Source organism: Staphylococcus carnosus (genome assembly GCF_900458435.1).
GTDB classification, from domain to species: domain Bacteria; phylum Bacillota; class Bacilli; order Staphylococcales; family Staphylococcaceae; genus Staphylococcus; species Staphylococcus carnosus.
This window is the reverse complement of the sequence record NZ_UHCT01000001.1, coordinates 442,844-468,162: the sequence shown is the minus strand read 5'-3', so window position 1 is coordinate 468,162 and position 25,319 is coordinate 442,844. Positions and strand designations below refer to the sequence as shown.

Sequence of the window (25,319 nt, the reverse complement as noted above, 5' to 3'; positions counted from 1 at the left end):
AAAATAATTCTGTTAGTGTGTCAAATAAACTCTTGTACCCACAAACATAAAAAACTGCCACCTTGTTTAGGTGACAGTGAATATTTAAATATCTTCTCTATAAATAGGTTGGCTCATACAGCGCGGACCCCCGCGTCCACGTACTAATTCGCTTCCTTTGATTTCAAGTACTTTAATTCCTTTATCACGTAGTAACTGGTTAGATACAAAATTTCGATCATAGGTTACCACTACACCCGGTCTGATTGTCAGTGTATTAGAACCGTCATTCCATTGTTCACGCGGTCCAATAATCGGATCGCCGTCTCCTGTTGGAATCAGTTCAACATTCTCGATATGCAATGCCTCTTCAAGTGTTTCTTTTAATGAGTCTGATTTTGTAATTTTAATATCATCACCATCAGGTTCGATAATAAAGATGCTGAATTGATCACTCATCTCTTGAATAGCAGAATGTATAGTAAATTTGTCGTAATCAATCATTGTAAATACTGTATCAAGATGCATGAATGCACGTGTATTCGGAATTTCGATTGCAATAACTTTTTTGAATGTCGAATTCGGTTGTTCAAAAATTTTACGCGCAATCTCTTCAACAGCAGGTGCAGAAGTACGTTCTGAAATACCGATTGCTAATACTTCTTTTGAAAGTACTAATTGATCGCCGCCTTCCATTTGATACGGCATATGGCGGTCATACCAAATAGGTATATCTGCATCAGCAAATCTTGGATGATGCTTCAAGATATAATCAATGAATAATGTCTCACGACGTCTCGCCGACCAATGCATTTGATTCACAGAAACACCATTACCAATAAAAGCTTGTGGATCTCTTGTAAAATAAAGGTTAGGTAAAGGATCCATATAAAATGGATATGGATGTCGCATATATTCTGTTAAATGTGATGTTTCAAGTTGTATATCTTCTCTTCTAACACCTGCCATTACTTTTTCTACAAGTGCTTGATCTGTGAGTGAGTTGAATAAGTTACGTATTTCCTCTTCATGACCTTGGATTGTCTTTTTTGATTCTGAAAGTACATCTTCAATGAACTGACCTCTTACCATCGGATCTGCTATACTTTCTGCAGTTAAATCTTCAAGATAAAGCACTTCTACCCCTTCATCTCTTAACAATTGTGCAAATTGGTCATGTTCTGCTTGCGCTTCTTTTAAAAATGGAATATCGTCAAACAACAATCTTTGTAAATAATTCGGTACTAAATTCTCTAATTCTTTACCTGGACGTTTCAGCAAAACCGTCTTTAACCTGCCGATTTCACTGTTTACATTAATTGGTTGCTTTGTCATATGTAAAACCTCCCCTTTGAACTTATACCCAAATATTGCATATTTATTGTCATAATGCATAAAGGTTTGTGTTAGGCGAGAAGAAGTTTGATATATTTAACGACTAGCATAATTCTCTTCTACTCAAATGTTAATATCATACAATTTTCACCATATTGATTATTAACTTCTACACTCAAACCATTATCTTCAATCTGTGTTTTACAAAATAATTGATCTTCGCGATACATTGGATGCAGAAATTTCAATTTAATAGATTGATAATCATGGATAATACTTTTTTCTTTTGTATCATTATATTTATTCACTTTAGTCCAATGTTGTATAATCTGCATCGCAATATAATCTCCTGGTATGATACCTACTTGCGGATGTACAGGGTTATCATCTTCAACTTTTGCTAAGTACTTCAACACATTTTTCCAGTCTACTGTTAACTTGAATATCTTATCATTATTCAAATTCTCTTTTTGCAGTTCACTTGAATGAGGATATGATTTCTCTTTACAAGTACTTGTTTGATTAAATTTTTCAACAGCATGCGCTACAACTACAAAATCACTTGAAATTTCTATTGCTTTTCCTTTTTCATCTATTATTTTTAATTGATATCGATAATATGTCATACTGCGTACTTCACGTCTGCTTTTGCACTCTAACACAGCTTGATAAGATGGACCTTCGTGCAATGCACGGCATTTTAAGATTTGCTTTTTTCTCAGAAGTATATTTTGATGATCAAATTGTTTAAATTCTGCAAATTGATTCCAAATCTTCGTTAAGTAAAAAGGATCTAGCAGTTCATTATTTTCAGTCCATTTAAATGTCAATGTTTCCATCTATTTCACACTTTCAAACAAGCTGGCTATACCCATACCGCCTCCGATACCGATAGCAGCCATTAATTTATTTCCTAGGTGATATTTTTGAATTGTAACTAAGCGTGCTACAAGATTTGCGCCGCTCGCACCATATGGATGTCCTTCTGCTAATGCACCGCCATAAGGGTTCACTTTTGCTTCTTGCAAGCTTAACAAATCGATAGATGCGAGCACTTGAGAACTAAAAGCTTCATTGAATGCAGTCCAATCTAAATCCGATACAGACCAACCTTGTCGCTCTAAAGTACGTTCGGCGGCAGGAACAGGTCCGATACCTAATACTTTAGGATTCACTCCAGCTACTTCACTATCTACAAAACGCAATTTCGGTATTAATCCCAGCTCTTTTGCTTTTGTTTCAGACATAACTAAGACAAGCGATGCTCCATCACTCTTAGGACAAGCATTCCCTACAGTTACAGTGCCTTCTGGAAATACAGGTTTAAGTCGTCCTAAACGTTCTGCTGTTATATTTTGTTTCGGTGATTCATCAACTTCCAGCATTTCCCCATGTACTTTTAACGGTGTAATTTCACGAACAATCTCACTTTGGTATTGATGATATAAATTGTGACTCCGCGCTGCCCAGTCATCCTGTCTTTCACGAGAAATTTGATACATCTGTGCCACGTTTTCTGCTGCTTCTAACATACTTGGATCTCCATATTCTGTTGGTGTAAAAGGTGCACGTTCATATATCTCTGGCGGTTGTTTTTCATATAATGATTGCGGTTTCTGTATTTTCCATGGTGCACGACTTACAGACTCTACACCACCCGCAAGATAAATACTGCCAGCTCTGCTCTGAATTAAACGACACGCCAAGTTGATTGCTTCTAAACCAGAGCCGCATTGACGATCCACTGTCATTCCAGGAATTTGTTGCGGTAAACCAGCATGCAATAAAGATTTACGAGCAATATTCCCGCCATTACCAACTGTATTTCCGATAATGACATCATCTATATGCGATGGAATATCCTCATGCAAATCAGTCAATTCATGAATCAAAGGTTTCAACAAATCTTCAGGTTCAAGATGTTTCAATGCTCCTCCATAACGTCCAATTGGTGTCCGTTTTGCTTCAATAATCATAGCTTCTTGCATACCGTCTCACCCTTTTCTAGTATTTCTTCGTCCAAATTCTTCTTTCATTGCTCGACGTGCTATTTTTCCACTCGAAGTCCATATCATGTGCGGAACTTTAATCCAGCGCATAGGCACTTTGTATCGTTCAAGATGTGCTCTCAATCTCTTTTTAACAGTGGGTATATCAAGTGTTTCTGTACTTTCGTAATAAGCAATCAGCACTTCACCTAATTCATAATGTGGCAATGCACCTACCATGACATGATTAACTGGGATATGCTGCATAATAACTCGCTCTACCTCTTCAGGATAGACGTTCATCCCTCCAATAATACATTTATTATTGACACGTCCCTCTAATATCAAGTCACCATCTTCTGTCATTCTTGCATAATCACCAGTCGCAATATCATCTTGGGCAGTAACATGAGCACCATCTACATAGCCCGAAAACACCATCTCACTTTGTACATGAAGTTGTCCTATAGATGTGAGCTTGGGAAGAACCTTTCCAGAATCATCGCTCAATTTAATTGTCACACCCTTAAACAATTGCCCTACATTATGTGGTTGATAATCATGAACTCGATGATAAGAAATGAAACTTGCTTCGCTGGTTCCAAAGAATTCAATTACTTCAGAGTGCGGTATTTTTTCTTGAAATCTCTCAATAGTATGCGGTTCTAATTTAGCACCAGACGTTAAAAAGGTAACCTTTATATTTGATAATTCTGTCGCATCAAACTGCAATATTTGTTCTAATATAGACGGCACTAAAAACACTGCTGCTCCTGAATGGTTTTGTAATTGTTGCAGCAATTGTTTTGGATGATAATGTGTTTGCATGTAGCAAGGCACACTATGGTGATGCGCATACATCAATGCATAAAGCGTTAATGAGTGAGCTAGTGGTCCTGGTGCAATGATTGAAGGAGGTACCTCATTTAAAATCGCATCATTGGCATCATAACTTACTACCCATGAAAAACGATTGCGATAATATGCTTTGGGCATTCCAGTAGTTCCTGAAGTAAAACCAATATGCAGCATATCTTCAGGCGGTCTCTGAATTTTCGATAACTTCATCTCATTACTGTGATGTTCATCTAAAGTTTTTACAGACAATTGTTGGATATGATTAATATCTTTTTCTTCATCTGTAATCAGATACGTGATTTCATAATGATTTAAAATTTCTTTAAATTGTTCACTTGTCCATTTCGGATCTAAAATTACAGGCAACTTCCCAGCTATTTGTACTGCGCGATACACAGTAAAAAAGCGAACTGGATCAACGATACTGATACCAACTCTCTGGTTAAAATGTTGTGGATGTGTATGACACCATTCTTCTATGTATGCTGCCTCTTTTTCTAAATTTCTTTCAAAAGTATTACGCATTAATATCGAATTTTCAGTCTGTAACATTACTTTTGATATGTCTTTCATGTGCTCACCTTCTTTGTGAAATCGCTATTTATTCACTTTATTTTATCACATTTGAATTTTCGAACTAAATTTTGTCATTTTGTATTGTGTTATGTATTTTAAAGATACTTTGTAATATAATATTCATTAAATGCATAACATTATGATTTTGTCTTACTTAAACCCTGCTATAAATATTAACACCTATAATCACTTCGATTTCATCATCTTTAGAGTTAGGAGACGATTTATACACCATGGAACAATCTCATCGTATACTTAGTATTTATACACGTTTAATACAACAAAAAGTTGTAAATAAAGAAAAACTTTCTCAAGAGTGGAACGTATCTCCCCGCACCATCCAAAGAGATATTGATAATATTCGTAATTTCTTATATGATACCGACGAGTGGCATGGCTATAGAAATGAAATCATTTATAATCATCACTCTGCATCATATATTATGAATAATACGAATGAAGATAATGCCACTTCTATCTACTTTCTCATCACATTATTACAAACAGTAACACCAGTCGTTGATCAACAAGTCTATAACTATCTCAATTTATTAATTAAAACTTTTCATAGCAAACATGAAAATGAATTGCTATTTCAATTAGAAAAATTAAAAGTTGGCAATCGATATCACGCATTACGTAATTTGACCGTAGCCAATCGTGCTATTAACCAACAACAAAAATTATATTTGAGTGAGGGTCAAGAAATCACTCCTTTATACATCAGATATCAGGGTTTTACTTTCAACTTGGTTTATCATTATAAGCAAAAGACAATGGTAACAAATTTAAGGAAAACAGATATCTCATTTAGCCCAGAACATTTCACGCCTCATCATTCTCAAAAGCATTACCAACAGATTACTTTTGAGATGCAAACGTCATTATATGAATCAATGCAGCATTTTTATGAAAACCAAATCGTTAAACCCTCTAAAGACGGCTATTGTATCGCACGATTTAAAATGTGTGCTGAAGATGCAGTTCATCTTTGTTTTTCTTGTCGAAAACAAATCAGAATTTTAAAGCCAGACAATGTTCGACGCAAAGTCTTACATCAACTATTAAAATTGCAAGAAACATATATGATTAACAATAATCCCTCCGATTATTAACCAAATACTATTCCAGACAACTTTTTCTTTTCAATAAGAGGTTGTCTTTTTTAATGCCTACACTGATGTGATACGATAAAATCAAGTAATCATGTGAGGTGAGATACTATGTATAAAGTAATTGTATTTGATGCTTATGGAACGTTATTTGATACATTATCTGTAAAAGAAAAGTTAAATGAGTTTGCGGGAGATAAGAGTGAGGCAGTATCTAAATTATGGCGTAATACTCAGCTGAAACATACCTTTTTACGCCAAGTAATGGAACGATATATACCCTTTGATGATATTACAAAACAAGCATTAGAATATGCACTCGAACAAAGTAAAGTACCTTATAATCATCAAGATATTAATACAATTTTTGACGAGTACTTGAAACTCAATGTATTTAAAGAAGTTCCTAACGCACTTAAGTCATTAATGGACTTACAAAAAAAGTTATCTGTTTTTTCAAATGGTAACATGGATATGTTAGATCCTGTGATTGAAAATGTTGGTATTTCAGACAAATTAGATTCCATCATCAGTGCAAATGATATTAAACAATATAAGCCAAGCCCAGCAAGCTACGCGCTTATTTTAAAATACTATCCTGTAAAACGTGACGAAGTACTTTTCGTTTCATCTAATACTTGGGATATCACTGGTGCAGCTAATTTTGGTTTTGATACCGCTTGGGTAAATCGCAACCAAAATCTTTTCGATAAAAATGGAGCATTACCTAAGATTACAGTTCAAGATTTAGACGAACTAGTTCATTGGTTGAAACTTAATTAAAAGTTCATGCATAGCGCATTTCTTTCTAATTTAAATAAAGTGATTCAGGTCAAGAATAATTTTCCATTCATTATTTTTTTAGGAAAAAGTGAATAAAACGTGTACTAAATCACAGTTTTCACAAGCAGTGACATATCATGACATTGCTTGTGGATAATTCTAAATTTTTATTGCAAAAATTTTCTGATAATTTTTAAAAAGTGCAATAATACGTCTATCCCTATTGTGTAAAATAGAGACATAACTTAATTATACTCACTGGAAGTATATATTTACGTCTATCACATTATTCTAAACAGCCACAATAGGAGGATTTCACATCATGAAGAAAAAACAACTTTTCTCTTTAAGAAAATTATCAGTAGGTATCGCCTCAGTATCATTAGGAACATTAGTATTTTTAGGTGGAGCTCAAGCTGCAAATGCTGAAGATGCTGCAACTACACAAGCTGACAAAGATGCTCAAGCAGTCAATGCGCAAGTTGAACTTGCTAAAAAAGCTGGTGCTGAACTAGAAGCTAAAGATAATACACAAAAACAAGTAGAAACTGCTCAAAATGTTTCAAAAGAACAAGTAGACAAAGCTCAAGCTGAAATAAATGCTTTAAATGGTATCTCTAAAGAAACTAAAGATATTTACAACAAAAAAGTTGCTGATGCTGCTACAGCTGACATCCCTGGTATCGTACAAGATGCTAAAGCTGTTAATGCTCAAGTAGAATTAGCTCAAAATGCTGCCAAAGAGCAAGAAGCTCAAGCAAAAGCTGCTCGTGAGTTAAACACACTTACTCAAGTTGCTTATAATACTGTTAATAACTTACACAACTTAACTGACCAACAAAAAGACGCATTTAACCAACAAATCTTAAATGACAGCGGTAATAACAATGGTCAAAACATTAATGCTATTGTTGAAAATGCTAAACAATTAGATACAAACAATCGTAATGAAAAACACGCAAGAGAAGCTGGCGCTAACACTGTTGAAAAGAAAGAAGCTAAAGACTTAGAAACTTTAACTACAGTTGCAATTGACCAAGTAAACGGTCTTCATAACTTAACTGATCAACAAAAAGAAGCTTTTGTTAAACAAATCAAAAATGACAGCACTAATAACAAAGGTCAAAACTTGAAAGGTATCGTTACTAACGCTAGACAATTAGACACTAACAATGGCAATGAAAAACATGCAAGAGAAGCTGGTGCTAACACTGGTCTTTCTCAAGATGTAGCTGAAAAAGTTAAAAAAGCACACAATGAAGTAGACGCTTTGAAAAACTCAACACCTGAACAAAAAGCTGCTGCACACAGCAAACTTAATGATGATGCACGTAACAATGTGAATGGCATTGATAAAGTTGTGAAAGATGCTAAAGCTCTAGATGCTAAACAAGCACCTAAAAAAGATCCTAAAAATCAAAACGTAACAACTACAAAAGAAAAAACACCTAAAAATCAAGAAACTAAAAATCAAGGAACTACTAAACAAGGTCCAGCAGCAACTACAGGTAACGGTAAAGTAGCTCAAGCTCAACCTGGTAAAGATCAAACTGCTAAAGTAACAACTGAACAAAAAACAGGTCAAAACTTAGCACAAGCTAAAGTTACTAAAGACGAAGCTAAAGCACAACAAAAAGCTGAAGCTGCTAAAAAACAATTACCAGAAACTGGTGAACAAGATCAAGTATTATTCGGAATGCTTGCAGGTACATTGTTCGCAAGTGCTGGAACATTATTCTTAGTACAAGCACGTCGTAAAGAAAACGAATAATACAAACTTATTCTACTCTTACCAAATATAATCACCTATACAAAATCCCGACAAAAAGAAGGAGTCATACCCTTCCCTTGCCGGGATTTTTTCTCTTAACAACCTATAGTTTACTATAACGCTGTGTAACCACCATCAATTGTAAATACACTTCCTTGCGCGAATGATGATGCATCAGATGCTAGATATACCACAATACCGCCTAATTCTTCAGGCAATCCTGGACGACCCATTGGAGTGAAGCCCATCCAGTCATCAATCATTGCACCACCTTGTTCAAAGAAAGGTTTTGTCAATTCTGTTTTCATGTAACCCGGTGCAATTGTGTTTACTTTAATATTATATTTAGACCATTCCATCGCTAAGCTTTTCGTCAACATAATAACGCCTGCTTTAGAAGCGTTGTAAGAACATTGTTCTTGAGGTTTGTTGGCAATAATTCCTGACATACTAGATGTGTTAACAATTGAACCATAACCTTGTTCAATCATTTGACGACCTACTGCTTGAGCCACTAAGAATACACCATTTAAGTTTAAGTTGATAACTTTATTCCATTGCTCATATGTCATATCTTCTGCTTTTTCATTAATTGTCATACCTGCATTATTGATTAAAATATCAATTTTTCCATATTCCTCAACAACATCGTCGACCATTTTTTGTACATCTTCAGGATTAGTAACATCTACTTTTAAAGCTGTTGTTTTAACTTGTTCTGTCTCGCGAATTGTAGTAGCTGTAGCTTCAGCAACATCTTCACGAATGTCAGCAATAACAATATTAGCACCTGCTTGTGCTAAAGCCGTTGCCATAGCTTGTCCTAATCCCATTGCGCCACCTGTTACAATTGCTACTTTATCATCTAATCTAAATTGTTCTAAAATATTCATTCAAATCACCTTTTCTTTTTTTATTGTTGAAGTGAGGGCTGCTTGACTTTCATAAAGAATGTCAACACAAATCCTATGAAATAAATAATTGCATAAACCCAAATTGTCGTAAGTGCATTTCCAAACATCAGTACGATTGTAGCAATCCCAGGTCCAAGGAAATTACTTAAGCCTGCAGATAAATTATGAATTGAAACTGCAGCCCCTTTATGTTCTGGTTCTAAGGTTGGGAAAATCGCAGACATCGGCACAAAGGCTGCTACTGCAAAACCAAATGCGATGGCCACAAGACACGTAATCCAGAAGTTTGGTCCGAACCATTCAGGAATGTAATAAAATGCGAGAGTTGAAAGTGCCATTCCAATACAACCAAACCAGCGGATTTGTTTAACCCAACCAATTTTATCTCCGACAATTCCCCAGAAGAGATTCGTAAAGATTGTCACGATATACATGAATCCCCAAATTTGAAGCCATTGGGAAGTCGTGAATCCGAATCTATCTGTAAAAACAGCTGGCATGAAAGCAACCAAACCGAATAAAGAAAGCTGATTAATAATACGGATCACACATGCAATTGCAACTTGAGGGTTACGTAAAATCGTTACACCCCGCAATATTTCACCGAACATTTCTTTAGTTGTCAGTTTGTCACTTTCTTTCTTTTCGCCTTCCTTATCTTTAACTAAAAAGAAAGCTAACAAGCCGCCTGCTGCAATAAAGATAATAGAACCCCATAACGTTCCCATGAAGCCTATGTAAGGGATTGTAAAACTTGGTAAATAAGAGCCAAGCACACCAATACCTACTGAATACATTGCCCAGAACCAACCCATCGCTGAAGCGAGTCTTTGAGGTGGTGCTGAATAAGTAATCCAAACAACAAAACTATAAATAAACATTGGATAAGCGATTCCACGAATACTATACATGATAATCATCATTATGTAGTTATGAGTCTCTAACCCTAATGTTAAAAATCCGACATGGAAAACAATCCATGTAATAAATGCGAAAGTCATTAATCTTCTTGGGCTGAAGACTTCAGCTAATACCCCCGACAACCAAGATGCAATCGCTACAACTAGACCATATGAGGTCAATACTGTTGTAGCTTGACTTGCACTAAAACCAATTTGCTGTATGTACTTTGATAAAAAGGCTTGTTCAATACCATCTCCAGTCATAAAGATAGCAACTGCTACATAACCCCAAATAAGGGTCATCGGCAAACCTAAAAATTGTTTCGACTGATTTGTCTCTATAGTTCCCACAATATCTCCTCTGTTTCTTTTAGGTTGTATAATATATTGGATCGATTTCCAAACTATATCAATCCATATTTTAATCCTCTTTAGTTTAAATACTCACCAGCACTGCGTTCTACTGGTAATCCCATTTCAAATTTCTTAATATATTCACGGAAAGTTTCTAAATCTTCTTTTTTCGGCTCAATGACTAAAGCGTCAGCATCTCCAAAAGCTTTTTCTTGTAAGTAGTCTGCGAGTGTCACACCTTCTTTTACATCTATCAAGTAACGTGCCAACACTGCAATTCCCCATGCGCCACCTTCACTGGCTGTCTGCATTACACTTACAGGACTTTCTAAAGCTGCGGCTAAAAAACTTTGAGCGACACGTTCTGTTTTAAATATCCCTCCATGTCCTACCATACTTTCAATTTCCATTGCTTCATTGTGTTTCAATAAATCGATTCCAATTTTTAATGTACTGAACGCACTGAAAATATGTGTTTTCATCAAATTTGCTAATGTAAATTTACTATCCACATCTCTAATTAACATTGGGAATCCTTTAGGTACATCTGTTATAAATTCACCTGAAACATAACCATAAGACAATAAACGCCCTAAATCAGGATCACCATCTAACGCTGTTTCAAACATACGGGTAAATAACTCATCTTTAGAATAATCTACTCCCATTGCATCTAATACTTCAGCAAAGACATCCATCCAAGCATTAATATCAGATGTGCAATTATTTGCATGAATCATAGCTACTTCGTGTCCTGCTGGTGTAGTGACTAAGTCTACTTCTGGATAAACACGCTTTAATGGGTGGTCTAATACAATCATCGAAAAAATACTCGTACCGGCTGATACATTACCAGTACGTGGAGCTACGCTATTGGTAGCAACCATTCCAGTTGCTGCATCACCTTCTGGTGCACATAATGGCGCTCCTGGTTCTAACTCTCTCTCAGAATCAATCAATCGTGCACCCTCTGCAGTTAAATAACCTGCATTCCCTCCTGCGCTTAACACACGCGGTAATAACTCACGTATATCTTGTTTAAAGCCCCTTTGATGGAAAATTGTATTAAATTGTTCCAAAAGATCTTCTCGAAAACCACCTGTTTTCGGATCAATCGGAAACATGCCTGATGCATCTCCGACACCTAGTACACGTTCTCCAGTTAAATACCAATGAACAAATCCTGATAATGTCGTCATATAACTTACTTTTGAGGTATGTGGGGCATCTTCCAAAGCTGATTGATAAAGTTGTGCGATACTCCAACGTTCAGGAATATTCACTCCAAATGCTTTACTTAAAATACCTGCTGCTGTATTGGCATTATTATTTCGCCATGTTCTAAAAGGAACTAACAAATCATCCTTGTCATCGAAAGCCAAATATCCATGCATCATACCGCTGATACCTATAGATTTCACTCGCTGAATAGCAACTCCGAATTCACGTTTTACATAATCAGCCATTTCACGATAACTTTTTTGCAGTCCAACCCATACATCATTAATTGAATACGTCCAATAACCGTCTAAAAACTGGTTTTCCCACTCGAACGATCCCGTTGCGACGGTCACACAATTTTCATCTACAGCCACTGTCTTAATACGTGTTGAACCAAATTCAATACCAATTGATAAGCTGCCATCTTCAATCATTTGTTTCGTTTCTTCAATATTATTCGACATAGTATTTCCTTTCATTTCAGATTTATGAATCCCTTATTTTCCTCTACATGTGTATGCCTGTATACAACTATACAATCGTTTACATAAACTTTAGAATATCATGAAAGCGTTGTCAATGAATCAAATGCAATTAGATGAGTAAATTAACATTTCTAAATTCGATTTACTTTAAAATCTAAAAACATTCTTATACTCAGTAATTTTTTATGTCAGAATAAATACTATTTATATAGAGTGATATAAGCATAAATACATATTTACTCATAAAAAAATGTGTTTTAACGCAAATTAAAAAACGGACCGAAGTCCGCTTTTCAACCTACATTTAAACTTTACGATAGCGTTTTAATCCTACAATGTTCAAAATTGTAAACACTATAATAAACACTAATAAAATACAAACATCAAACCAGAAATATCCAATTCCTTCTGCTTTTACCATTATCTTTGTCAATGCATCTCCTGCATAACGGAGCGGGAATAAGTAACCGATACTTGCTATCCAACGATTTACATTATCTAATGGAATAATACCTGAGAATAAAACTTGAGGTACCACGATCACAGGAATGAATTGCAACATCTGAAACTCTGAATTAGCAAAAGTAGAAATAAATAATCCCATTGCTAAGGCAGCAAAAGCAACTAATATGTTAATTAACAGTACCCAACCAAGATTACCTGCCATTTCCACTTTCAATAAATAAATTGAAAACAAAACGATAATCAAGGTTTGTAAAACAGCAAAGATACCGTAACCCACTAAGTATCCAAATACAATTTCACTTCGTTTAATAGAAGTTGCTAAAACACGTTCTAACGTTCCTGATGTCCTTTCTCTCAACAAGGCAATCCCAGAAATCAAGAAAACAAACAAGAACACAAAGAATCCCATTAAAATCGGGAACATTTTATCAAAATAAGTACTATCCGCATTTCCATATAAATAATGAGACTTCAATGATAAACCTTCATCTACTTTTCCTATTCCAGCACCTTTATCACTTCCAGGCATTTTCTCCATTTGTGCTTTCATAGTATTTACTTGTTTCAGAATACCTTGCATTTTATTTTTCTGAAGTGCTCCACCAATCATCTGCTTTACAGCATTTGTTTTACTGGGGTCTTCATTGGTATATGTGACTTCTAATTTGTCACCTTTCTTCTCTACAAAAGCATCTAAATTATGTCTTTCTATCAGAGATTTTACAGAATCTACGTTTTTATATGTAGATGTATCAGTTTTATCATCAGGTAAAGCTTTCACTACGCTATTAGGTACGTCATTTGAAAATCCTATCTTCATATGTTCATCTGTATCACTATTAAACAAGAAATACATAATCGTTAAAATCAGCAAAGGAACAATAAACATTAATGCCAATGTACGTTTATCTCTGAATAAATCCGTAATAACTCGTACTAAAATTGCTTTAAATCTCATTATCCTTCGCCTCCTCCGCTTTTAAGAAAACTTCTTCAATACTATCAGCATCGAATCTTTGTTTTAATTCATCAGGTGTACCTAAAGCAAAAATATGACCATCCACTAATAAACCGACTTTATCACAACGTTCTGCTTCATCCATAACATGTGTCGTCATCAAAATAGTTTGACCTTCTTCAGACAAATGACGCAACTCTCGCCAAATCGATTGTCTTAAACTTGGGTCGATTCCAACTGTAGGCTCATCTAAGATTAATAAATCTGGATGCGCTAGTAAGGTAATCGCTAAAGATAAACGACGTTTCATCCCTCCAGAAAACGTATTTACAATATCTTTCAACTTACCTTCTAAATTAACTAACCTCATATAACGTTCGATTTCTGAATCCAATTTTTTTCCAGACAGCCCTTTTAAATTACCAAAAAACGTTAAATTTTCTTTTGCACTTAGATTTTCATATAACGCTAAAGTTTGACCCATGTAACCAATTCGATTCAAAACTTTACGATTCGGCATCTTTTTATCATAGATCAATGCTTCACCTGCATCTAATTTTTCCATTCCTAACAAGCATTTAATCGCAGTTGTTTTACCCGAGCCACTCGGTCCAATCAGTCCAAGTATTTGACCTTTTTCCAACTCTAAAGAAATGTCTTCTAATACAACCTGTTTGCCGAATACTTTACGGGCATGTTCTAACTCTGCTACCATCTCAGCCATATAATCCCACCCCTTCATTCTTTGCTTAACTTTATTATGCGTCTTACAGCACAACATTGCAATTTGCTGCAAAATAACTTGTAAATACTGCTAAAAAAGCGCGGAGACAGTCAATCTATCTCCACGCCTAATCAGCCTTAAAAATCTATTCTTCTATTGTATCTTTATCCAAATCTTCAAAACTCGTATCAAAGTTGTTTTTCTTATACCATTCAACAATAGCTGGAAAATCGATTTCTTTTTCATTATGTGCTTCGATTTCAAAGCGTAATTCTTCAACAGTCGTCTTGGATAAGGCATTTTTCAATTCATCAATTGCCTCCTGCAAATGAATCGTCAGTAGTTCCCGTATAGATCCACCAACAGTACATACACCAGATAAAGTCTCTGGAAATTTAAAGATTTCATCTATCTGATCCGTTTCCACAGCTTTGTAAATATCCCATAATGTAATTTTACTAGCAGGACGTATTAATTCTGTTGTACCGACACCGCGTTGAACGGTCAATAAATCTGCATCTTTTAATTTTTTATATACATTTCTAATAATCACAGGATTTTTACCGACACTCTCTGCAACCATATCACTCGTGACACGTATATTAGGAAAATAGGCAATCATGAGCAATGCATGGACCGCTATGGGGAATTGAGTACTTACACGCATGCTACTCGCTCCTTTCGCTTTTAATTGCAGCAACAAACATTACAAACTACAATTTGCGAAGAACACTAATAGTAAGGTTCCCATGATTTTAAAATTGTATATTGTGATGTTCCTTGATGTGCTGTCATTAACAGCAAATAATCCTTTATTAAAAAATCATTTAACTAAAAATCGACACGTTAATCTTAATTTCTTTATGATCTCCAAGCTTTTGTAGTACGATCAATCACTTGCTCTGCTACAATTTCTACGCTTACTGGAGGCATTTCATCGAAGTCCCCAGCTTTAATACCTTTACCTATGTCATCATTACGGTTTTTACTCCAAATGACAGTAGCATCATAGTTTGCAACACGTACTGGTCCTTCTTGTAATGTTTTCAATTCATCTTGTTTCATACTTACAAAATCTGCCATTTCTGGAATACCGAAATCTTGGATACCAACGTTTCCAATAGCTTTCAAGTTATGTTTTTCTGCGAAGTCTCTAACTGTTTTTACAGCATCTTGACTGCCATAAGTTAATGTAATGATGTAATCTACTTCATCACCATATAAAGCACTTTCAAAACTTTGAGCATTATTTACATCGACTTGTACATGGTGTAAATGTGCACCCTGAATTTCTTTTCTATCGCCGCGACTTGTAATATAAATATCAGCTTCCGGGAATCTATTTGCCCATTGCATTGTGATTTCTCTACCTACAAATCCGTTTCCGCCTACAATGATTACATTATTACTCATAACTCATTCCTCCAATTTTTCATTTGTAATATTTAATTTTACAAATAAAGTATATTCTCTACCGTTTGTAATTTCAACTATTACAAACTAATCATGAATTTAATTTTGACAATTTTATCAACACTTTTAGTATTCCCCTCTCAACTGAATAAAACCTGTTATTTGTGGTAGATGTATAGATGTGAGTAGGCATTCAAAAGTTTATATTTCAAAAGACTTTTCAAAATATATAAAGATGAGAAGCATTATCCTCATCATAAGGAGGAACTAAATTATTATGAAATACGTTGTAGTCGGAACATCACATGCAGGTTATGCTGCAATTCAAACATTATTAATTTCAGATCCAGAAGCACAAATCGAAGTGTTTGAAAGTGCATCTTCTCCGTCATTCTTATCTTGCGGTATTCAAAGCTATTTAGAAGACATCGCACCTTCATTACAATCATTGCATTATGCAGATGCTGAGTCGCTTAAAAGCCAAGGCGTAAACTTGCATTTAGAAACAACAGTGACAGATTTAGATACCAAAAATAAAACAGTGACTGTTGAAAAAGATGGTAATCAATCCGAAGTTTCTTATGATAAGTTATTCTTAAGCCCAGGCGGCGTCCCAAATGAACCTCCAATCGACGGTATAAATGATTATAACAATGTATTATTTATGCGCGGCGAAGAATGGGCAGGTAAAATTAAAGAACGTATGCAAAATGCTAAAAAAGCCATTGTAGTTGGCGGCGGTTATATCGGCATTGAAGCTGCAGAAGCATTTACTAAAGCCGGAATTGATACAACAATTATGGATGATGGCGACCGCATTATCAAAACTTATCTAGACAAAGAATTCACTGATATCTTAGAAAAAATTTCTGCTGAACATGGATTAAAATTCAAAGGCAACGAAAACGTAAAAGCTTTAAAAGCTGATGACAATAATAATGTAACAGGTGTTGTAACTGATAGCGGTGAATACGAAGCCGATACAGTATTATTCGCTGTTGGTGTTAATCCTGCTACAGATTGGTTAGATGGCAAAGTAGAATTAGGTAAGAAAGGTATTATCAAAATTAATGAACGTTTAGAAACATCAGAAGAAGATGTTTATGCAAGCGGGGATGCCACATTAATTCCTTACGCACCAATTCATGAAGAACGTTATATTGCTCTTGCAACAAACTCACGTCGTCAAGGTTATGTTGCAGCTCGCAATATGGCCGGTAAAGAAATGAAAATGCCGCGCGTTTCAGGTACATCTGGTCTAGCTTTATTCGATTATAAATTTGGACAAACAGGTGTGCATGAAACAGAAGCAGATAGTTATGATGGCAATTTAGGTGCAAAATATATCGAAGTGCCAGTTCGTCCTAAATTCAGACAAGATGATACAAAAGTACATCTTAAAATCATTTATGATGAAGATACTCATCGTATTTTAGGCGGACAAATCATGAGCACAGAAGATTTAGTAGAATCCATTAATACAATTTCAGTAGCGGTCAATGCTGGATGGACATTAGAAGATCTTGCATTAGTCGATTTCTTCTTCCAACCTGATTTTGATCGTCCATGGAATTATCTAAACGTACTTGCTCAAAGCGCATTAGGTGACGATGTCTTCCCTGAAGATAAACAATTATTCTAATAATAGTAAGTAATTCAACTCAGTATCTAAAAAGTTAATATAAGCAATTGAAGAGGCGGTACGCATGATGCGTACCGCCTCTTTTAGCTATAGATTCATTTCTTTAATTCGACGTGCTTGATTTGCCTTTTCTTCTTTGTCTAGTTCTTCGCGATCATCTCGATTCGCTTGATAAGGAACATAATCTTTAGGCTTAGACATTGCATGATGTAAAGGTTCAACTTTATGATTATCTCTATAATCTCGATTTGTAGATTGAATACTCGCTACATTTTGTCTGCCTTTCTCATCATTCAAGTTTGTGTCTTGTTTTAAATACTTAGGTCGATTTTTGACTTCATAGTAAATACGTCCAATATATTCGCCTATAATACCAATAGAAATTAATTGAATACTTCCTAAGAAAAGCACTGCAAAAATAGTTGTAAAATAACCTGGAGAATCTACGCCATTTATAAGAATCAAAATAAAGTTCACTAGAAGGTAGAGAATACTGATACCAAAAATTCCCATACCGAAATACATAATTGTGCGCAGTGGTTTGTTATTAAATGAAATCACACCATCGACACCATAATCTAACAGCTTAAAGAAATACCATTTTGAATCTCCAGCTACACGCTCTTGATTCTTGTATTCAATAGTTTCAGTAGGATATCCTACCCACGAAAAAAGACCTTTAGAAAAACGTTGTGCTTCATCCAGTTCAGCTAGAGAACGCACAACACGTTGGCTTAATAATCTAAAATCTCCGACACCATCTTCAATCGGCACATCAACAAAACGATTGACTAATTTGTAATAACATTTAGTCATCAATTTTCGTGAGGCTTTTTCTCCATCACGATTACGTTTGGCAATGACTTGGTCTGTTCCATCTTCTAAATATTTCTTAATCATCTGCGGAATAAGTTCAGGAGGATGTTGTAAATCACCATCTAAAATTATAACGGCATCCACATCTTGGCTATTTTCTAAACCCGCAAACATTGCCGCTTCTTTACCAAAATTACGGCTGAAAGATATATACTTTACCTTCTCATCTTGTTGACTGTAATCCTTGATAATATCTATCGTTCTATCCTTGCTACCGTCATCAATAAATAACAAGTCATAGTCGTAATGATGGAGTTCAGAGTCTCTAGCTAAAACTTTCGTTAATTCTTTATAAGTATAATTAATGACATCTTCTTCATTAAAACATGGGATTAGCATTCTTACTTTACTCATTTTATTACTCCATCCTTTTTAAAAGTTGAGAATTTATATGAAATATACAAGTTCTTGTTTCATGTATACCCGATTTTACATTTGTAAAATATTTTCACTTATCCTAATTTCCATATAAGTCGACTGGCCATCATTATAAAATTAATTTTTAAGAAATCCTAATAATTATAGGTTGATTTACAAAATCTAAATATTCCCGAAATATTACTTTCTTTATTAACATACTAATTTAACATTTCCTTCAGGTGTTAAAGTGAATGTAAACTTCAAGCACTACTTCATTGCAATTTATTCGTAGAGCGAAACATTTTTAGAGTATTAATTGTAGATAAAAACATAAAAATCCTCGCTCTAACTCAGAACATGTACTGCACCCCTAATGTTGAATTTTTTGGGTTCAACTTTAGGGGTGCACTACAACGTTTCTGAAGGAGCGAGGATTTAATAAATTCCTACGTTATTCGCTACCAAAAATTTATTGTGTATCATATAATCCTTTAGTTTTATTGCTAGTATCAATAAAGATATTTTTAACTTGTTGATAGTTTCTTAAAGCGCCTTTATAAGTTTCTCTGCCGATACCTGATTTTTTATACCCGCCGAATGGTGCGCCTTCTGGTACTTGATCATAAGTGTTGACCCACATACGTCCAGTTCTTACTGCACGAGCAATAGTAAGTGCGCGGTTGATATTTTCTGTGAATACACCACCAGCTAAACCATAATCAGAGTTGTTAGCAACTTTAATAGCTTCATCATCATCTTTGACTTTAATTATTGTTAATACAGGTCCGAAAATTTCTTCTTGTGCTAATTTGTCATCGCTGCTATCAACAGCAATAAGTGTAGGTTCAAAGAAATGACCTTTACTTAAATCGCCTTCAGTAAGACGATGGCCACCTGTTAAAATTTCAGCGCCTGATTCTTTAGCATAATCTATATAACTTTGAATTTTATCAATTTGTGCTTGTCCTGTTTGAGAACCCATTTGTGTATTTTCATCTGTAGGATCCCCAACTTTAACACTTTCAAATGCATCTTTCAGACGTGGAATCAGTTCATCGTAAATATCTTCTTGAACAACTAATCTTGAGCCTGCACTGCAGACTTCACCTTGGTTGAATAAGATACCTAATTGGATACCTTCTATAGCTAAATCTAAGTTGGCATCATCTAAAATTATATTAGCTGATTTACCACCAAGTTCTAAAGTAGCAGGTACAATGCGTTTTGCTGCAGCTTCTGCAACTTTGTAACCTACATCAGTAGAACCAGTGAATGATAATTTATCTACGCCTTCATGATTGAAAATAGCATTTCCTGATTCAGAACCTTTACCTGTAACAACGTTTACTACGCCATCTGGCAATACTTCTTGGAAGATTTTAGCCATTTCAATCATACTTAATGGAGTTGATGATGATAGTTGAAGTACTACTGTATCACCAGCAGCTAAAGCGGGTGCTACTTTCCAAGTAGCTAATAACATTGGGAAGTTCCAAGCAACTACTGCACCTACAACCCCTACTGCTTCGTGAGGGATAATACTCATGATATCCTCACTCATGTCATTCACAGTACCTTCATCTGTATCTATAAAGCTTGCAAAGTATTGATAATGACGTGCTGCAAGCGGAATATCAGTTGTTGAAGTTTCACGAATTGCTTTACCATTATCTAATGTTTCCACCATCGCAAAATGGTCTTTACGTTCTAATAATTTATCACCAATTTCACGCAACATACGTACGCGTTCTTCTTTTGGTGTTTTACTCCAACTCTCAAAAGCTGTCTGTGCTGCTTCAACTGCTTTATCTACATCTTTTTCAGTTGCTCTTGCTATTTTTGTTAATACTTCTCCGTTTGATGGATTTGTTACTTCTAATGTTTCACCTGATTCGCTCGGTACAAACTCACCATTAATAAATAAATCATAACTATCTTGGATATAATCTCTTGCATTTACACTCATGCTTCAATTTCCTCCTTTTAGTTTTTGATTTATATATAGAAAGATAGCTGTCGAATGCACTAATCACTTTTTAAATATACTGTCGATACTGAAATTCTCCTTCTACAAAATCAAATTGTATAGACACGATAGCAATTTTTTCTATAACATGTTCAGAAATAGTATATCCCAAAGAGAATTGTCTAAAACATTACAAATTATATTTTTTATATTTAATTAATTTAAAGTTTACACACAATATAATTTTACAGAAGACTTATAAAAAGAAAAAAACCCGCTCTAACTCAAATTCAACTTGAGAGAACGGGTTTTCATTTATTCAAAAATTAAAATTTATGATCATCATGATCTAGAACATCACTTTGTCCTGATTCATATAAACCTTTTGGTTTATTACTTGTATCAATATAGATGTTTTTAACTTGTTGATAATTTTTCAATGCAGCTTTATAAGTTTCTCTGCCGATACCAGATTTTTTATAACCGCCGAATGGTGCACCTTCTGGTACTTGATTATAAGTGTTTACCCAAACACGACCAGTTTGTACATTACGTGCAATATTTAAAGCACGGTTGATGTTTTGAGAGAATACACCGCCAGCTAAGCCATATTCAGAATCATTTGCAATACGTACAGCTTCATCGTCATCTCTCACTTTGATAACTGTTAACACAGGTCCGAAGATTTCTTCTTGCGCTAATTTATTGTCATTGTTTTCTACAGCAATAATTGTAGGTTGGAAGAAATAGCCTTTGCTTAATTCACCGTCAGTAATACGATGACCGCCTGTAACGATTTCAGCACCTGAATCTTTGGCAAAGTCTAAATAACCTTGAATTTTTTCCATTTGTGCTTCCCCAGTTTGAGAACCCATTTGTACATTTTCATCTGTAGGATCTCCGACTTTCAAATGACTGAAGACATCTTTCAAGCGTTTCATCAATTCATCATAAATACCTTCTTGAACAAGTAATCTTGATCCGGCACTGCAGACTTCACCTTGGTTGAATAAGATACCTAATTGGATACCTTCAACAGCTACATCTAAGTTGGCATCATCTAAAATAATATTAGCTGATTTTCCGCCAAGTTCTAATGTTGCAGGTACAATACGTTTTGCTGCAGCTTCTGCAACTTGATAACCTACATCTGTTGAACCAGTGAATGATAATTTAGAAACATCTTCATGATTGAAGATAGCATTACCTGATTCAGAACCTTTACCTGTTAAGATATTAACTACACCATCCGGTAATACTTCTTGGAAAATTTTAGCTACTTCAATTAAGCTTAATGGTGTAGAAGATGATGGTTGAATTACAACTGTATTACCAGCAGCTAATGCTGGTGCTAATTTCCATGAAGCTAATAATAATGGGAAGTTCCATGCTACTACAGCACCTACTACACCAATAGGTTCATGTCGAACAATACTCATGATGTCTTCGCTCATATCATTAACCGTACCTTCATCAGTATCAATGACACTTGCAAAATATTCAAAATGACGTGCTGCAAGCGGAACATCAATAGTTGAAGTTTCACGGATTGGTTTACCGTTGTTTAAAGTTTCAATCATCGCTAAACGATCTTTTTGTTCCAATATTTTGTCGCCGATTTTACGAAGTAATTTCACACGTTCTTCTTTCGGCGTTTTACCCCAGCTGTTAAATGCAGTTTGTGCAGCTTTAACTGCTTTATCTACATCTTTATCTCCTGCTTTAGCAACTTTAGTTAATACTTCACCATTTGCAGGGTTTGTAACTTCAAGTGTTTCTCCAGAATCACTTGGAACAAACTCACCATTAATAAATAAATCATAACTATCTTGGATATAATCTCTTGCATTTACACTCATGTTTAAATTTCCTCCTTAAGTTTGTTGATTTATATGAGAGAGCGTTATCATGTTGTTGCAACCTCTCAACTACTAATTTTTCTTAAAAGCTGTCAAAAGTAAAACGTTTACATTTCTAATTATTATTATCACACATCATTATAACTACGTCATATAATGTGCTTGTGAATTATTTACCTATAATACCTATGCTTTAAACAGCGCTTAACAAACCAACACATTATTCTTGAGCAAATTTTAATTCTAACTGGTGGACTAAATGTTTTAACAATGTATTATTCGGTGTAGGTATTTTCAGTTCTTTACCATATGCTTCGATTTGACCATTCAGATAATCAACTTCAGTTAAACGACCTGAATATAAATCTTGATGCATTGATGGATGATGTAATCCTTGTGCTTCTACTGGATAAGTGCTTTCAATTTTATTCACAATTGTATCGAAGTTTAAGTCCACACCTCTTGCAGTACCTACGTCCACAATTTCTTCTATGATCGGAACAATCATTTCATGCGCTTGATCATATTCGGCAAATTCCGCAATTGTTTTATCTAAAATTGTACATAAAGGATTGATAACGCTGTTTAGTGCCGCTTTATTCCATACTGAAACCATAACGTTATCACTTATTGTCGCGTTTAATCCTGCTTCTTCAAATACCTTTTGTATTTCATAAGTTCTTTCTGTTACTTTGCCATCTACACGTTGGAATTCAATTGCACCTGTGCCCTCTAATAACAATTGTCCAGGTCCTCTAAGACCTGCCGTCCAAACTGTCACTGCTAGATATACTTGTTCTTCTGGAATAATTTTAACAAAACGCTCATCATGTCCTAATCCATTCATCAACGTTAAAACAGAAGTGTTTTCATTGATAGCACCATATTGTTTCAAATCGCGAAGCATTTCCTCTGAGCGCATTGCTTTGGTTAAAATGATGACTAAATCAAAAGGCCCTGTTACATCACTTGGATAAATCATTGTCGCAGAGACATTATAAGTTTCGTTTTCAGTTTGAATTTCAAACCCTTTTTCTTTTACAGCTTCCACATGCTCTTCCCAGTAATCAATAAAAGTTACGTCATACCCTGCTTGTTGTATTTGAGTACCGACACGTCCGCCCATGGCTCCGGCACCAGCTACTGCTACTTTCATATGTACCTGCTCCTTATATAAGATTTCGGTATATACCATACCGAGTATATATTTCTTATTGTACGCTAGAATCTCATTTTTGGTCTAGGTTGAATTTGGAATTTTTAGACAATTTAACTATAAAAGAAGAGCCGGAGAGTTTCCGACTCTATAAGATTTATTTTATACCTTCACGTTCTTCTTGTTTCTTTTTGTAAAAGTAAATCGGGATACCTAGTAATGTAATAATAATACCTATCACAGCAAGCAATGTTTGCGTAAATAGTGTATTGATAAGTACGAAAATACCAGCAACCAAAGCAATCAGCGGAATGACTGGGTATAAAGGTACTTTGTAAGGTCGTTCCATGTCCGGTTCTCTTTTACGTAAAATCATTACTGCTAAGAATGACATTGAGTAGAATGTCCAAATGACAAATACTAACATGTTTGTAATTGTATCGAATGCACCTAATGACATCATAATATAGGCGATGATTTGTTGTACAAGACCAGCAGCCCATGGTGCTTGTCCTGGTGTTAATTTTAAGAAGAAGTTACGGAATGGCAAACGATTACGTTCAGCCATTGCATATGGCACACGCATTCCTGTCATTAAATAACCATTTAGTGCACCATATACCGATACCATAATACCAATCGTTACAATTTTACCTCCGCCATCGCCGAAGATTCTTACTGATGCTTCACTCGCTGCATTTAAATTACCGCTAATTTCTGAGATCGGCAATGTCATTAAGAATGCTGCATTGATTAATAAATAAACAACCATGACAGCACCTAAACCGATTGTAATTGCACCTGGTAAATCTCGTTTAGGATTTTTTAATTCTCCTGCAATTGTACCAACGTGCATCCAACCATCATATGCGAACATTGTCGCAAGTAAACCTGCACCTAAAGCAGTGAAGAAACCTTGATGCTCACCTGCTTGAAGTGGAAGTAGTGAGAAATCTACGTTACTATCTTGGAATAAACCGACAACCACAATCAAAATAATAGGTATCAATTTGATGACCAATGTAATGGATTGCAGCATTCCGCCTGCTTTAGATCCTAAGCAGTTAATAAAATAAATAGAGAGCGCTGTTAATATTGCTATTGGAACAATCCATCCTGCTTTCAGATGGAATAAATTAATTAACTGTGTTGCAAATACAATTGCTAAGGCAGCAATATTGGCTGGGAAGTAAATAAATGCTTGTGCCCAACCTGAAAGGTAACCCCAAAAACTACCATACGTATATTCAATATATGTGATTAAACCACCTGTTTCAGGGATTGCTGCTGCAAGTTCAGCAGCAGTTAAACCTGCACAGATAGTGACAAGTCCGCCTAATAACCAAACAAACATAGCCATACTTGTAGAACCGGTTACTTCAACTACACTTGATACTTTGAAGAACACACCTGCTCCGATGACCGTTCCCATTACGATGGAAATGGCTGAGAAGAATCCGAGATTACGTTTCAACTCATTTTGATTACTCATTTTACCTATCCTCCATTCACTTATACAAGATAAGCAACTAGAGAGATTTGACAGTATCATTCAGTTTTCAGCAAAATAAAAAGACTGAGACTGCAATTCATATAATTTCGATATACGTTTGTATCGATTT

20 protein-coding genes are annotated in these 25,319 nt (G+C 35.1%); 4 read left to right on the top strand and 16 right to left on the bottom strand.

What is annotated here, in order from left to right; genetic code table 11:
* Positions 1-84 precede the first annotated feature (84 nt).
* The 4 genes from arcA to DYE31_RS01925 all read right to left on the bottom strand — a co-directional run bounded on the left by arcA (position 85) and on the right by DYE31_RS01925 (position 4,733).
* The gene (gene arcA / locus DYE31_RS01940) at positions 85-1,314 is read right to left on the bottom strand and encodes an arginine deiminase (RefSeq protein ID WP_015901327.1); all 1,230 of its coding nucleotides are present in this window, start codon (positions 1,312-1,314) and stop codon (positions 85-87) included.
* Positions 1,315-1,433: 119 nt separating this feature from the next.
* Positions 1,434-2,153 carry a hypothetical protein gene (locus DYE31_RS01935; RefSeq protein WP_015901328.1) on the bottom strand — a complete coding sequence of 240 codons (720 nt, stop codon included), beginning with the start codon at positions 2,151-2,153 and terminating at the stop codon, positions 1,434-1,436.
* Positions 2,154-3,302 carry a thiolase family protein gene (locus DYE31_RS01930; protein WP_015901329.1) on the bottom strand — a complete coding sequence of 383 codons (1,149 nt, stop codon included), beginning with the start codon at positions 3,300-3,302 and terminating at the stop codon, positions 2,154-2,156.
* 6 nt (positions 3,303-3,308) lie between these two features.
* On the bottom strand, positions 3,309-4,733 hold the full coding sequence (locus tag DYE31_RS01925) for an AMP-binding protein (RefSeq protein WP_015901330.1): 1,425 nt from the start codon (positions 4,731-4,733) through the stop codon (positions 3,309-3,311).
* A gap of 236 nt (positions 4,734-4,969) precedes the next feature.
* Between DYE31_RS01925 and DYE31_RS01920 the strand changes: the two genes are divergently transcribed.
* From DYE31_RS01920 to DYE31_RS01910, 3 genes are all read left to right on the top strand, one after another.
* Positions 4,970-5,851 carry a helix-turn-helix transcriptional regulator gene (locus DYE31_RS01920; RefSeq protein ID WP_015901331.1) on the top strand — a complete coding sequence of 294 codons (882 nt, stop codon included), beginning with the start codon at positions 4,970-4,972 and terminating at the stop codon, positions 5,849-5,851.
* Positions 5,852-5,959: 108 nt separating this feature from the next.
* Positions 5,960-6,631, top strand: coding sequence for a haloacid dehalogenase type II (locus DYE31_RS01915; RefSeq protein WP_015901332.1), 672 nt, complete (start codon positions 5,960-5,962; stop codon positions 6,629-6,631).
* 322 nt (positions 6,632-6,953) lie between these two features.
* Positions 6,954-8,402 (top strand): YSIRK-type signal peptide-containing protein, encoded by a 1,449-nt coding sequence (locus DYE31_RS01910; protein WP_015901333.1) that lies wholly within the window; start codon positions 6,954-6,956, stop codon positions 8,400-8,402.
* A gap of 113 nt (positions 8,403-8,515) precedes the next feature.
* Here the strand turns inward: DYE31_RS01910 and DYE31_RS01905 are convergent, their stop codons facing one another.
* From DYE31_RS01905 to DYE31_RS01875, 7 genes are all read right to left on the bottom strand, one after another.
* Positions 8,516-9,295 carry a glucose 1-dehydrogenase gene (locus tag DYE31_RS01905; RefSeq protein ID WP_015901334.1) on the bottom strand — a complete coding sequence of 260 codons (780 nt, stop codon included), beginning with the start codon at positions 9,293-9,295 and terminating at the stop codon, positions 8,516-8,518.
* A 20-nt stretch (positions 9,296-9,315) separates the two neighbouring features.
* The gene (locus DYE31_RS01900; RefSeq protein ID WP_015901335.1) at positions 9,316-10,569 is read right to left on the bottom strand and encodes an MFS transporter; all 1,254 of its coding nucleotides are present in this window, start codon (positions 10,567-10,569) and stop codon (positions 9,316-9,318) included.
* An 80-nt stretch (positions 10,570-10,649) separates the two neighbouring features.
* Entirely contained in the window at positions 10,650-12,257 is a 1,608-nt protein-coding gene (locus tag DYE31_RS01895; RefSeq protein WP_015901336.1) for a xylulokinase, read from the bottom strand.
* A gap of 325 nt (positions 12,258-12,582) precedes the next feature.
* Positions 12,583-13,701 carry an ABC transporter permease gene (locus tag DYE31_RS01890; RefSeq protein WP_015901337.1) on the bottom strand — a complete coding sequence of 373 codons (1,119 nt, stop codon included), beginning with the start codon at positions 13,699-13,701 and terminating at the stop codon, positions 12,583-12,585.
* Entirely contained in the window at positions 13,691-14,425 is a 735-nt protein-coding gene (locus tag DYE31_RS01885) for an ABC transporter ATP-binding protein (RefSeq protein WP_015901338.1), read from the bottom strand. Before DYE31_RS01885 ends, DYE31_RS01890 begins: the two co-directional genes overlap by 11 nt.
* Before the next feature lie 145 nt (positions 14,426-14,570).
* Complete coding sequence (locus tag DYE31_RS01880; protein WP_015901339.1) at positions 14,571-15,092, bottom strand: Rrf2 family transcriptional regulator; 522 nt, start codon at positions 15,090-15,092, stop codon at positions 14,571-14,573.
* A gap of 194 nt (positions 15,093-15,286) precedes the next feature.
* Positions 15,287-15,838: an NAD-dependent epimerase/dehydratase family protein gene (locus DYE31_RS01875; protein WP_015901340.1), complete on the bottom strand. Its 552-nt coding sequence runs from the start codon at positions 15,836-15,838 to the stop codon at positions 15,287-15,289.
* A gap of 277 nt (positions 15,839-16,115) precedes the next feature.
* On the opposite strand from DYE31_RS01875, the gene DYE31_RS01870 reads away from it, so the two are divergent.
* Positions 16,116-17,480 carry an FAD-dependent oxidoreductase gene (locus DYE31_RS01870; RefSeq protein ID WP_015901341.1) on the top strand — a complete coding sequence of 455 codons (1,365 nt, stop codon included), beginning with the start codon at positions 16,116-16,118 and terminating at the stop codon, positions 17,478-17,480.
* 87 nt (positions 17,481-17,567) lie between these two features.
* Here DYE31_RS01870 and DYE31_RS01865 read toward each other — a convergent pair whose 3' ends face one another.
* From DYE31_RS01865 to DYE31_RS01845, 5 genes are all read right to left on the bottom strand, one after another.
* Positions 17,568-18,710, bottom strand: a complete 1,143-nt coding sequence (locus DYE31_RS01865) for a glycosyltransferase (protein WP_015901342.1) — start codon at positions 18,708-18,710, stop codon at positions 17,568-17,570.
* Between the two features lie 475 nt (positions 18,711-19,185).
* On the bottom strand, positions 19,186-20,682 hold the full coding sequence (locus DYE31_RS01860; protein WP_015901343.1) for an aldehyde dehydrogenase family protein: 1,497 nt from the start codon (positions 20,680-20,682) through the stop codon (positions 19,186-19,188).
* 326 nt (positions 20,683-21,008) lie between these two features.
* A complete protein-coding gene (locus DYE31_RS01855) occupies positions 21,009-22,541 on the bottom strand; it encodes an aldehyde dehydrogenase family protein (protein WP_015901344.1) in 1,533 nt (510 codons plus the stop codon).
* Between the two features lie 220 nt (positions 22,542-22,761).
* Positions 22,762-23,697 carry a ketopantoate reductase family protein gene (locus DYE31_RS01850; protein ID WP_015901345.1) on the bottom strand — a complete coding sequence of 312 codons (936 nt, stop codon included), beginning with the start codon at positions 23,695-23,697 and terminating at the stop codon, positions 22,762-22,764.
* A 157-nt stretch (positions 23,698-23,854) separates the two neighbouring features.
* Positions 23,855-25,189: an APC family permease gene (locus DYE31_RS01845; protein ID WP_015901346.1), complete on the bottom strand. Its 1,335-nt coding sequence runs from the start codon at positions 25,187-25,189 to the stop codon at positions 23,855-23,857.
* Positions 25,190-25,319: the final 130 nt, after the last annotated feature.